Origin of the sequence: Uruburuella suis (genome assembly GCF_004341385.1) — a bacterium.
Classification (GTDB): Bacteria; Pseudomonadota; Gammaproteobacteria; order Burkholderiales; family Neisseriaceae; genus Neisseria; species Neisseria suis.
On sequence record NZ_SLXE01000013.1, the window covers coordinates 19,062 to 31,453 of the forward strand.

6 protein-coding genes are annotated in these 12,392 nt (G+C 54.9%); 3 read left to right on the forward strand and 3 right to left on the reverse strand.

Annotation, left to right across the window (positions count from 1 at the left end):
- Nucleotides 1–430 precede the first annotated feature (430 nt).
- Together EV680_RS06035 and EV680_RS06040 are read left to right on the forward strand one after the other, a co-directional pair.
- Complete coding sequence (locus EV680_RS06035; protein ID WP_132953844.1) at nt 431–1,156, forward strand: lipoyl protein ligase domain-containing protein; 726 nt, start codon at nt 431–433, stop codon at nt 1,154–1,156.
- A 531-nt stretch (nt 1,157–1,687) separates the two neighbouring features.
- Nucleotides 1,688–6,445 (forward strand): NAD-glutamate dehydrogenase, encoded by a 4,758-nt coding sequence (locus EV680_RS06040; RefSeq protein ID WP_132953845.1) that lies wholly within the window; start codon nt 1,688–1,690, stop codon nt 6,443–6,445.
- 380 nt (nt 6,446–6,825) lie between these two features.
- Here EV680_RS06040 and EV680_RS06045 read toward each other — a convergent pair whose 3' ends face one another.
- From EV680_RS06045 to EV680_RS12180, 3 genes are all read right to left on the reverse strand, one after another.
- Nucleotides 6,826–7,356: an REP-associated tyrosine transposase gene (locus tag EV680_RS06045; protein ID WP_132953846.1), complete on the reverse strand. Its 531-nt coding sequence runs from the start codon at nt 7,354–7,356 to the stop codon at nt 6,826–6,828.
- Nucleotides 7,357–8,916: 1,560 nt separating this feature from the next.
- On the reverse strand, nt 8,917–9,429 hold the full coding sequence (locus EV680_RS06050; protein WP_132953847.1) for a pilin: 513 nt from the start codon (nt 9,427–9,429) through the stop codon (nt 8,917–8,919).
- Nucleotides 9,430–9,547: 118 nt separating this feature from the next.
- Nucleotides 9,548–10,018, reverse strand: a complete 471-nt coding sequence (locus tag EV680_RS12180) for a pilin (protein WP_132953848.1) — start codon at nt 10,016–10,018, stop codon at nt 9,548–9,550.
- Between the two features lie 1,026 nt (nt 10,019–11,044).
- Between EV680_RS12180 and EV680_RS06060 the strand changes: the two genes are divergently transcribed.
- Nucleotides 11,045–11,944 (forward strand): patatin-like phospholipase family protein, encoded by a 900-nt coding sequence (locus EV680_RS06060; RefSeq protein WP_132953849.1) that lies wholly within the window; start codon nt 11,045–11,047, stop codon nt 11,942–11,944.
- Nucleotides 11,945–12,392 lie beyond the last annotated feature (448 nt).

A 12,392-nucleotide genomic window follows, 5' to 3' on the forward strand; every position in this document is an offset into this window, starting at 1 on the left:
AAGCGAACAAGGCGGCGAGCCGCAGACAGTACAACTAGTGCGTAGGTACGATTAGCGCAGCGTAATCGTACGCATGCGAAAGGCCGTCTGAACACCATTAAGCACATCGCCAACCAATTGGTTTTCAAATATATTTACCACATATTCCGCATATATTCCTAGGGTCTGTTCACAATTCATCCGCGAGTAAGATTTTGAGCGCGAAAGCGTGGCTACAAGGCGAAAAGCACAGCAAGGTTGAACACCTTGCGAGCATTTTCAACGCAGCAGCGCGTAGGTACGATTAGCGCAGCGTAATCGTACGCATGCGAAAGGTCGTCTGAACACCATTAAGCACATCGCCAACTAATTGGTTTCAAACGAAATTTACCGCACATTCCGCATATATTCCCAGCAGAACACACCCCGCCTTTGCCCACAGAAAGCCGCCATGCCCGCCCTTTTGCCGCCCTTCACCCTCATGCCCGCCGACACCTTCGATTTATCCGCCCGCTCTTGGGCCGACAACGAACGCGCCTTGCTGGCCGCTATCCCCGCCGCCGAACAAGGCATTGCGCTAATACACGAAGGCGGCGACGGCATCGTGGTGCCGCGCAGCTACCAACAAGGCAAACCCGCTTTTCAAACGGCCTGCCAAACGCTGGCTGCCGAAGGTTTGCAGGTGCATGTGCGCCTCTCCGGCGGCGGCGTGGTGCCGCAAGGCGCAGGCGTGGTGAACCTGCATTTGGGCTACATCGTCGACACGTCCAACCCGCTCTTGGTGGCCGAAGCGCATTATCAGGCGCTGTGCGGCTTATTGACTGATTTGTTTGAACATTTCGGCATTCGCACCAGCGCCCAAACCGTGCAAGGCTCGTTTTGCGACGGCCGCTACAATCTGGCCGCCGCCGGCCGCAAAATCGCCGGCACCGCCCAACATTGGCAACGCGACCCAAGCGCGCCCAACCGCTACCGCGTGCTCTCGCATGCCGTGATTCTCGCCGCCGACCCCGCCACGCTCACCGAGCGCGCCAACCGCTTCGAGCAGGCGCTGGGCAGCGACACCCGCTACCGTGCCGACAAAACCACTTCGCTGCTGGAATTGGCCGGCGCAAACGGCGCAGCAAGCTTGGCCGCCTTGCAGGCCATCATCAAAACGCATTGCACAATCAATTAACTTGGCAACAGATGTTTTTCTAAAAAGGCCGTCTGAAAGGTTTCAGACGGCCTTTGTGCACCATGCGTACGATTACGCTTTGTTTGCACAAAGCTAATCGTACCTACGCCGGTTTTCAGACGGCCTATCTCATCATTCGATAAACATTTCAACGGCTTGAATCATTGCTAACAAAGGCCGTCTGAAAAAAAGGCCGTCTGAAAGGTTTCAGACGGCATCTGTGCGCCATGCGTACGATTACGCTTTGCTTACACAAAACTAATCGTACCTACGTTGGTTTTCAGACGGCCTATCCCATCATTCGATAAAAATTTCAATGGCTTAAATAATAAAAGCACCAATCCGCCCGGCTCCGCCGCAACGCCGCATGCGCCCGCTGCCGCTTTGATGGTTGCCCTAGAGCAATAAATCCAGTATGTTAGGCTACAAGACACTACATCCGCCACAAGGCCGCATCAATAAACCAAGCCCGGCAAAGTAGTGCGCACATAATAGCGAAAACCGAACAATCCATAACAGGAAAATTCCATCATGAGCCCCATCGACGCCTTAATCAATCAATTGCAACAATTGGCCGAAAACCAAGGCCTGCCTGCCGGCTTTGCCCAATTTCTGCAATATTATTATGAAGATGCCGATATCGACGATTTAAACCATTATGCCTTGCCGCAGCTTTTGGCCGGCGCGCTGAGCCATTATCACTTTGCCGGCGAGCCGCGCCGGCGCGGGCAGGCGCGTTTGCGCTGCCTGCAGCAAGACACCGAAGCGGCTTTTGCGCCCGGCAATATGGTGATTGAAATCGTTACCGACGACATGCCTTTTTTGATTGATTCCACCATTTTGAATATCAACAACCACGATGGCCATCTCAATTGGATTGTGCACCCGGTGATCACCGCCCAGCGCAACGAAGCGGGCGAAATCAAGCAATGGCTGCGCAGCAAAAACAGCGACCCAAACAAAGAATCGCTGATTCAAATCAGCCTGCAAGCCCTGCCCGAGCAGCAGGCGCAGGCGCTCAGCGATGCTTTGCAAACCATGCTGGGCAATCTGCACGCGGTGGTAGACGATGAAGCGGCCATGCGTGAAAAAATCCGCCACATCCAAGGACAAATCATTGCCGAAGGCCGCACCGAGCAAGCCGAAGTGGTGGCCTTTTTAGAATGGATGGCCAACAACCATTATCTCTTCATGGGCTTTTGCGAATACGACCTCATCACCGATGCGGCAGGCGAAGCCCAGCTGCAAGTGGTGGAAGGCAGCGGCTTGGGCATCTTGGCCCACCGGCGCGCGCCCGCTTATTCTTCGGGCTTTGCCGCTCTGAATGCGGCCGACAAAAAAACCTGGTTGGAGGGTGAGCGGCTGATTCTGAACAAATCGCAGCGCCGCGCCAATCTGCACCGCAATGCTTATTATGATTTGGTGGGCATTCAAAAGCTGGATGCTTTGGGCAATGTGGTGGGGCAATGGCGCTTCACCGGCCTCTACACCGCCCAGGCTTATTTATCCAGCGTGTGGGATATTCCCATTCTGCGCCAGAAAAGCCAATATGTGGTCGAGCAGTGCGACTTTATCCGCGGCGGCTATAAAGACAAAATGCTGCATTTTGTGTTGCAGGCTTATCCGCGCGACGAATTGTTTGAAATCGCCGCACCGGCGCTGGCCGACACCGCCGAGGGCATGGTGTCGCTCAACGAGCGCCCGCGCGTGCGCCTGTTTACCCGCACCGATGATTTCAAGCGCTATGTGAGCGCCATTGTTTACCTGCCGCGCGAGCCATTCAACACCGAGCTGCGCCAGCGCGTGCGCCGCCATCTGGCCGAAGCTTTTGCCGCCACCGAAAGCGATTTTGCGGTGCAGCTTTTGGGCGAAAGCCCGCTGGCGCGGCTGCATTTTGTGTTTCGCACCCACGCTTCCACCCTGCCCGATTTCAACACCGCCGCGCTGGAGCAAGACATTCACACCATGGTGCGCGGCTGGCACAGCGATTGGCAGCAGCTGGCCGCCCAGCAAGGCCTGAGCGCCGAGCAAACCGGCCCTTATGAGCAGGCTTTTTCTGCGGGCTATCGAGAAAATTTCAGCCCCGCCCAAGCGCTGGAAGATATCCGCGCCATCCAAGTTTTGGATCAACAAGACAACACCGCCATGCGCATGGGCTTGCAGCCGGGCAACCCCGCTGCGCCTTATTGGCTGAAAATGTATTTCAACGGCACAAGCCCCAGCCTGTCGAAAACCCTGCCCATCATCGAAAACCTCGGCTTGTCGGTGTATGCCGAAGAGCCCTACCGCATCCGCCGCAGCGGCGCTGAAGTGGGCTTGAGCCATTTCAGCCTCTCTTTGCCCGAAGGCCTGAGCGCCGACTTTATCAATCAAGAAAGCACGCGCAGCAATATGCTCGCGCTTCTTGATGCCGTGTGGCAAGGCCGGGTGGAAAACGACCGCTTCAACGCCTTGGTGGCGGCCGCCGGCATCACTTGGCGCAGCAGCGTGCTGATGCGCGCCTTGGCCAAATTCCTCAAGCAGGCCACGCTGCCTTTCGGCCAGCCTTATGTGGAGCAATGCTTAATGCGCCACGGCGCGATTGTGGCCAACTTAGTGGCGCTGTTTCACGCCCGCCTGCATCCCGTCGACGCCGACGAGGCTCGCGCCCAAGCGCTTCAAGCGGCCATCAAAACGCAGCTGGCCGATGTGCCCAGCCTCGATGAAGACCGCATTCTCAACGCTTTCATGACAGTGATTCTGGCGATTGAGCGCACCAATTTCTGGCAGCCCGATGCCTCAGGCAAGCCCAAGCAAGACATCAGCTTTAAAATCCGCTCGGCGCAAATCGACTTTCTGCCCAAGCCGCACCCCTTGTTTGAAATCTGGGTATACAGCCCGCGCGTGGAAGGCACGCATTTGCGCGGCGCCAAAGTGGCGCGCGGCGGCCTGCGCTGGTCGGACCGCATGGAAGACTTCCGCACCGAAGTGCTGGGCTTGGTAAAAGCGCAAATGGTGAAAAATGCCGTGATTGTGCCGCACGGCTCCAAAGGCGGCTTTGTGTGCAAACAATTGCCGCCGCCCAGCGAGCGCGAAGCCTATGCCGCCGAAGGCGTGGCCTGCTATCAGATTTTCATCAACGCGCTGCTCGATCTCACCGACAACCTCAAACAAGGCGATATTATCGCGCCGGCCGATGTGAAGCGCCGCGATGAAGACGACCCCTATTTGGTGGTGGCCGCCGACAAAGGCACCGCCCGCTTCTCCGATGTGGCCAACGGCATTGCGCAGGCGCACGGCTTTTGGCTTGATGATGCCTTCGCTTCCGGCGGCTCCGCCGGCTACGACCACAAAGGCATGGGCATCACCGCCCGTGGCGCGTGGGAATCGGTGAAACGCCATTTCCGCCACTTGGGCAAAAACATCCAAACCGAAGATTTCACCGTGGTGGGCATCGGCGACATGGGCGGCGATGTGTTTGGCAACGGCATGCTGCTCTCGCGCCACATCCGCCTTAAAGCCGCCTTCAACCACCGCCACATCTTTATCGACCCCAATCCCGATGCCGCCACGAGCTTTGCCGAGCGCCAGCGCCTGTTTAACGCCGTGGCCGGCTGGGATCAATACGACAGCGCCCTGATTTCCGAGGGCGGCGGCGTGTATGAGCGCAATGTGAAAAGCATCAAGCTCAGCCCCGAAGTGAAAGCCTGGCTGGGCACCGATGCCGAGAGCCTGCCGCCCAGCGTGCTGATTCACGAACTGCTCAAAGCCGATGTGGAGCTGCTCTACAACGGCGGCATCGGCACTTATATCAAAGCCAGCACCGAAGCCCACGCCCAAGCGCAAGACCGTGCCAACGACGATTTGCGCGTAGACGGGCGCGACATCAAAGCCAAAGTGTTGGGCGAAGGCGGCAACCTCGGCGCCACCCAGCTTGGCCGCATCGAATATTGGCAGGCAGGCGGGCGCTGCTGCACCGATGCCATCGACAATTCCGCCGGCGTCGATTGCTCCGACCACGAAGTGAACATCAAAATCCTGCTCGGCGCCCAAGTGCAGCAAGGCCGCCTCACCCTGCCCGAGCGCAACGAATTGCTCAAGGAAATGACCGACAACGTGGCCGCCTTGGTGCTGCGCGACAACTACCTGCAAACGCAGATTCTCGCCATGAACCAGCTCAATCCGCACGCCTTTTTACACGCCCATGCCGATTTGATTATGTTTTTGCGCGAACACGCAGGCTTGAGCCGCAAGCTCGAATTTCTGCCCAACGATGCCGAAATCAAGCAGCGCGACCAAGCGCAGCAAGGGCTGGCCAATCCCGAAGTGGCGGTGTTGCTCTCCTACAGCAAAATCCATTGCCAAAGCGAATTGCTCGCAAGCGATTTGCCCGACGATGCCAACTTTCTGCCCGTGCTCACCCAATATTTCCCCGCCGCCCTGCAACAGCGCTATGCCGACCAAATGAGCAGCCATTACCTCAAGCGCGAAATCATCGCCAACCAGCTGGCCAACCGCGTGGTCAACCGCATGGGCATCAGCTTTGTGCAGCGCTTCAGCACCGAAATGGATGCCAGCGTGGCCGATGTGGTGCGCGCCTATTGGATAGCCAGCGAATTGTTTGACGGCGAAGCGCGTTTTGCCCAAATCGAAGCGCTCGACAACCGCATGCCCGCGCGCGAGCAAATGCAGCTCATGGCCGCCTTCGCCCGCCTGCTCAACCGCGTGGCACGCCAATTGCTGCGCCACAAGCAGCCCTTTGGCGACATCGGCGCCTTTATCGAACGCTACCGCGCCCCCGTGCAGCAATTGCTGCAACAGCTGCCACAATGGGTGCGCGCCGAGCAACACCCCGGCGTGCAGAAAGAAGAAGCCAAATTGCAGCGCTTCGGCGTGTTTGACGATGCCGACACCGCCTTCTTGGCGCGGCTGCCCTATGCCGAAAACAGCATCGCCATTCTCGACTTGGCGCAGCAGCAGCAACGCGGCCTCGCCGAAGTGGGCGCAGCCTACTTTGCCCTATCGGAAAAGCTGAGCATGGGCTGGCTCTACCGCGCCATTGCCGCCCTGCCGCGCCACAACCAATGGCAAAACCAAGCCTGCTTAGCCGTGCGCGAAGACATCCAAACCCTGCATCTGCTCGCCACCGAAAAATGGCTCACCAGCGATGGCAACGCCGAAGCACGCGCCGGGCTCGAAAGCATTTTGGAAAAAGCCGGCCAGCAAATCAGCGCCATGCAGGCCTATGAGCAAACCGATCTGGCCATGCTCTCCGCCCTCGCCCGCAGCCTGCTCAGATTACTGGCTTAATGCAACATCCGCTTGAAAGCAAAGGCCGTCTGAAACTTTCAGACGGCCTTTATTGACAAAATCACAAACCCGCCAAACGCGTGCGTGCCTATGGCACACACCCTACACACGAATCAAGAAACCGCCGCTCGACGGTAGGGTGTGTGGCGCAAGCCACGCACGCGTTTGGCGGGGAAATGGTTTATGCCCCCATGCCGTCTGAAAAAGAAAAGGCCGTCTGAAAGAAAAGTTTCAGACGGCCTTTAAATCAAAAACCTTAAACCCGAAAAACGCGTGCGTGCCTATGGCACACACCCTACACACAAATCAAGAAACCGCCGCTCGACGGTAGGGTGTGTGGCGCAAGCCACGCACGCGTTCTCAAATATAAACGCCAATCCCTATTCCCCCAAATTCATCACCGAGCTTTCCTTACTTCCGCCCCAATCCAACGCAAACAAGCCTCGCCGGACATCACGGTGGAATGAAGAAAACGGCCACTCTTTCACGCTATTCACCAAGCCATGTTTCACCGGGTTGAAATACACATAATCCACACACCGCCGCAAATCAGCATCATCGCATACCGTATGTTCATAAAAGCGCCGTTGCCAAATCCCTTTTTCCCGCCGCCGCTTCTTACTTGCAGAAATATTTTCAAGCGATTCGAATGCATCGGAAAATTTCGTTTTCAACAAACGCCAGCGCAGCGAATAATCATCATCGCCATCAGGCAAAGCCCAAACCGCATGAATATGATTCGGCAACACACAAACCGCCACCGTTTCAAAAGCATAACGTTGTTGCACAAAAGCATAAGCTTCACGCAGCAAATCAATTTGCTCGACCAGCAGGCAGGATTTTGAATTTGCCAATTTTACCGTAAAGAAAAACGTGCCGCCCGCAAGATAATTCCGACGATAATGAGACATTTATTTCCCTTGTTATTATTTGTTCGTTTCAATCATAGCAAAGCGCTTAGAAAAGAAAAGCCCGTCTGAAAGAAAAGTTTCAGACGGCCTTTATTTCCAAAATCAAAAACCCGAAAAACGCGTGCGTGCCTGTGGCACACACCCTACACACAAATCAAGAAACCACCGCCCAACGGTAGGGTGTGTGGCGCAAGCCACGCACGCGTTTAGCGGGTGGAATGGGTTATGCAGGCTACGCTGGCTTGTTATTAGTTACTCGTTTCAATCATAGCAAAGCGCTTAGAAAAGAAAAGGCCGTCTGAAAGAAAAATTTCAGACGGCCTTTGTTTCCAAAATCACAAACCCGAAAAACGCGTGCGTGCCTGTGGCACACACCCTACACACAAACCAAAAAACCGCCGCCCGACGGTAGGGTGTGTGGCGCAAGCCACGCACGCGTTTGGCGGGTGGAATGGGTTATGCAGGCTACGCTGGCTTGTTATTATTTGTTCGTTTCAATCATAGCAAAGCGCTTAGAAAAGAAAAGGCCGTCTGAAAGAAAAATTTCAGACGGCCTTTATTTCCCAAATCACAAACCCGAAAAACGCGTGCGTGCCTGTGGCACACACCCTACACACAAATCAAGAAACCACCGCCCAACGGTAGGGTGTGTGGCGCAAGCCACCACGCGTTTGGCGGGTGGAATGGGTTATGCAGGCTACGCCGTCTGAAAAAGAAAAGCCCGTCTGAAAGAAAAGTTTCAGACGGGCTTTATTTCCAAAATCAAAAACCCGAAAAACGCGTGCGTGCCTGTGGCACACACCCTACACACGAATCAAAAAACCGCCGCCCAACGGTAGGGAGTGTGGCGCAAGCCACGCACGCGTTTGACGGGTGGAATGGGTTATGCCCCCATGCCGTCTGAAAAAGAAAAGCCCGTCTGAAAGAAAAGTTTCAGACGGCCTTTATTTCCAAAATCAAAAACCCGAAAAACGCGTGCGTGCCTGTGGCACACACCCTACACACGAATCAAAAAACCACCGCACGACGGTAGGGTGTGTGGCGCAAGCCACGCACGCGTTTGGCGGGTGGAATGGGTTATGCAGGCTACGCTGGCTAATCGTACCTACGGAAACGAACGCAAACCGCGTAGGTACGATTAGCGCAGCGTAATCGTACGCATGAAACTCACCGCACACCCAAAAACCAAACAAGCCGTCTGAATAGCCAAGTTTCAGACGGCTTGTGAGGTTTTCATCAACTTAACGCCGATAGCGTGCGCGATGTGTGCGATGCATGCGTACGATTACGCCGCCTTTGGGCGGCGTGCGTACCTACGGCGCTGCATTCAAAGCGACATCCGACGTAGGTACGATTAGCTTTGTCAAAACAAAGCGTAATCGTACGCATGAAACTCACCGCACACCCAAAAACCAAACAAGCCGTCTGAATAGCCAAGTTTCAGACGGCTTGTGAGGTTTTCATCAACTTAACGCCGATAGCGTGCGCGATGTGCGAAACGCATGCGTACGATTACGCCGCCTTTGGGCGGCGTGCGTACCTACGGCGCTACGGCGCTGGCTACGGCGCTTTCATGGTGCAATTGTTCACATCCAACCCGGTGTTGGCGGCGGCGGCGGGCAGGGTGATTTCACATTGCCATGCGCCATCGGTGTTGCGCAGCATTTGGATGGTGGCGCCGTTTAGCACGGAAGCCACGTCGCCGCCCATCTCGCCTTCGAGCCCTTGGAATGTGCCGCCGCTGCCGCTGATGGTGGCCAGGCGGATGATGTTGGAAGCGGGATTGCTGCCGTTGAGGCCGATGTATTCGTAGGTTTTGCCGTTATCGCCGGTTTGGCCGTCCTGGCTTTCGTCCACGGTGGGGAAGCCACCGCGCAGTAAGATGGTTTCGATGGCAACGCGGGTGGAATTCAGCTCATACACGGCGCGGGTGAGCTGGGTTTTGGCCACATATTGCTGGTAAAGCGGCAAGGCAACAGCGGCAAGAATGCCGATAATCGCAATAGTGATCATCAGCTCAATCAGGGTGAAGCCGCGAATAAGGCGGCTTGGCGGAAATTCATGTGCATACATAGTCGTGCCTTTGGCTATGTTGGGATTTTCTTATTATTCAGGGGCGGTCATCCGAGCGGAAACCGCTTATAAAAACGCACCGCAGATTAAGCGGTGCGTTGATTTAAGTTACTACTTATTAGCTGGCAGTCTTAGTGCAGCCAGCCGGTCGGTATTTCTCATCAGCATCGGTAGAGCAAGCCCAAGAACCATCGGCAGAACGGGTCCAAATAACTTTTTTGCCGGCAATCGCAGTAGCAGCGCTGTCACCAAAAATACCGGTAATAGTTGCAGCAGTACCATCCATTTTTACAGAGGGAATCTCAGTCATCAAGTTCGATTTGGTTGCACCTAACTGGCAGTTACCGGCGGCAGTACCAGCAGCAGTACCAGCAGCAGTACCAGCAGCAGTAACAACAGTAGTACGACCATTCAACATACAAGTTTCTACTATAGTTTTCAGTGAACCGGTTTCACCAACCACGCGGGTTACTTGCGAGCTGGCAATATAGTTTTGATACAGCGGCAGCGCGATTGCTGCCAAGATGCCGATAATCGCCACAACGATCATCAACTCGATCAGGGTAAAACCTTTTTGAATAGCTTTCATGTGTTTGAACTCCAGTTAAAATGTGAATAGTTTGTTATGAAAAAAAATCCCGTAATGTGCTTGGCACGTTTTTTTATGGTTACTGCTAATACTGCTCAGGGTACAACAATGAAGAAGGAATACTGCACCGTTTGGGCTTGGCTGCCGCTGCTCTGTTTCGGCTGCGGCCTTGGCGGTTGATTTTAGTTAAGCATTCGGTGTGCCAGATTTTGGATTTTGTGAAATTAAATTATTATTTTGTTGATTTTATTTGCGTTTATTTTTATTTTTGGGGGAATATTTGCGGTGAAAATCGGGGGCTTGGGGCTGCCGCAGATTGTTAGGCTGACAAAATTTGTCATTTTTTTGCCATTTTCGGGAACTTTTTTCGGCATGGTGCGCTTTTGCGGCGTGCGTACGCATGAAATCTTCGGTTTTTATAAAACAAACACAGGCCGTCTGAAGAAGAGGTTTCAGACGGCCTGTGTGCCATGCGTACGATTACGCTGCGCTAATCGTACCTACGCCTTGCTGATTCTCGAATCCGACATTTGGCCGCAAGGCCGAATAGGCGCGATATGCTTGCTCTTCGAGCAAGTGTCGGATTCGAGCATCCGGCCTATGCCCTGCATCGCCCGCCAAACGCGTGCGTGGCTTGCGCCACACACCCTACCGTCGGGCGGCGGTTTCTTGGTTTGTGTGTAGGGTGTGTGCCACCGGCACGCACGCGTTTTTCGGGTTTAAGGTTTTTGATTTAAAGGCCGCCTGAAACTTTTCTTTCAGACGGCTTTTTCTTTTCAGACGGCATGGGGGCATAAACCATTCCACCCGCCAAACGCGTGCGTGGCTTGCGCCACACACCCTACCGTCGGGCGGTGGCTTCTTGGTTCGTGTGTAGGGTGTGTGCCACAGGCACGCACGCGTTTTTCGGGTTTAAGGTTTTTGATTTAAAGGCCGTCTGAAACATTTTTTCAGACGGCCTTGATGTTTCTTTAAGCGCGGGCGCGTTATAATGCGGCTTTTGTTATCACGCTGATTTTAAACGCTATGCTTACTTTATCTTTTGCCCGCCCTGCCCGCCGCGCTTTTTTATATGCTGCTGCGGCGCTTTTTTTGGCCGCTTGCGGCAGCACGCAGGCGCCGGCGCCCAAGCCGCAGCCTGCGGCCAAGCCGGTGGTGGCGCTGGCGCTGGGCGGCGGGGCTTCTAAGGGCTTTGCCCATATCGGCGTGATCAAGGTGTTGCGCCAAAACAATATTCCGATTGATATGGTGACGGGCACGAGCGCGGGCGCGGTGGTGGGCAGCCTTTATGCTTCGGGCATGAGCCCCGACCGGCTGGAATTGGAAGCGGAAATTTTGGAAAAAGCCGATGTGGTGGATTTAACTTTATCCACCACGGGCTTTATCAAGGGGCAAAAGCTGCAAGATTATATCAACCGCAAGGTGGGCGGTCGCGCGATTCAGGATTTGCCGGTGAAATTTGCGGCGGTGGCCACGGATTTTTCGAGCGGCAAGATGGTGGCGTTTAACCGGGGCAACACGGGCCAGGCGGTGCGCGCTTCGGTGAGCATTCCGAATGTGTTTCAGCCGGCGGTAATCGGCGGGCATAAATATGTGGACGGCGGCCTCTCGGCGCCGGTGCCGGTAACGGCGGCGCGCAATATGGGCGCGAATGTGGTGATTGCGGTGGATATTTCCGCCCGCCCGGCCAAGCTTTCGGATTCGGGCTTTTTCTCTTATTTGGATCAGAGCCTGAATATTATGAGCGTGTCGGCGCTGAATCAGGAATTGAGCAAGGCCACGGTGGTGATTAAGCCCAAGGTGCAGCAATTGGGCGCGGTGGGCGGCTTTGATCAGAAGCACCAGGCCATCAAGCTCGGCGAAGAAGCAGCGCGCGCGGCTTTGCCGCAGATTCGGGCGGCGCTGGCGAAATATCCGGCGCGCTGATTTTTGCGGGGTGGTGTTTAATGGTTATTCACATTAATCGGTTGTGATTGAATACGATGCCGTCTGAAAGATTTTTCAGACGGCCTTTTTTAAATTTAAGTTTTCATAGGCCGGATACTTGTATCCAACATTCACCGCAGCGCTGATGCTTGTTCTGCGAACAAGTGTCGGATTCGAGAATCCGACCTACGCCTGCTGATGATTGCATGTGACGCAAACCGCCGTAGAGGCCGTAGTACGCATGGCGCACAGGCCGTCTGAAACTCTTTTCCAGACGGCCTGCGACCTTTGCAAAATGCCCGTTCCGTCGCTCCTGCGCAGGCAGGAGCCCAGCCTGAAGCGCAGCTTCAGTTGTCGGGCAAATAGTCGCCACCAATACGAAAACAATCAAATATTTGATTTTATAAAGAATTTATTCTTTTTAAGAATGCATGAGGCAAGCAAAGCG

Bases quoted from the DNA above. Each gene is read 5' to 3' on its own strand.
- EV680_RS06035 (WP_132953844.1), top strand. From the start codon at position 431: ATGCCCGCCCTTTTGCCGCCCTTCACCCTCATGCCCGCCGACACCTTC.
- EV680_RS06040 (WP_132953845.1), top strand. From the start codon at position 1,688: ATGAGCCCCATCGACGCCTTAATCAATCAATTGCAACAATTGGCCGAA.
- EV680_RS06045 (WP_132953846.1), bottom strand. From the start codon at position 7,356: ATGTCTCATTATCGTCGGAATTATCTTGCGGGCGGCACGTTTTTCTTT.
- EV680_RS06050 (WP_132953847.1), bottom strand. From the start codon at position 9,429: ATGTATGCACATGAATTTCCGCCAAGCCGCCTTATTCGCGGCTTCACC.
- EV680_RS12180 (WP_132953848.1), bottom strand. From the start codon at position 10,018: ATGAAAGCTATTCAAAAAGGTTTTACCCTGATCGAGTTGATGATCGTT.
- EV680_RS06060 (WP_132953849.1), top strand. From the start codon at position 11,045: ATGCTTACTTTATCTTTTGCCCGCCCTGCCCGCCGCGCTTTTTTATAT.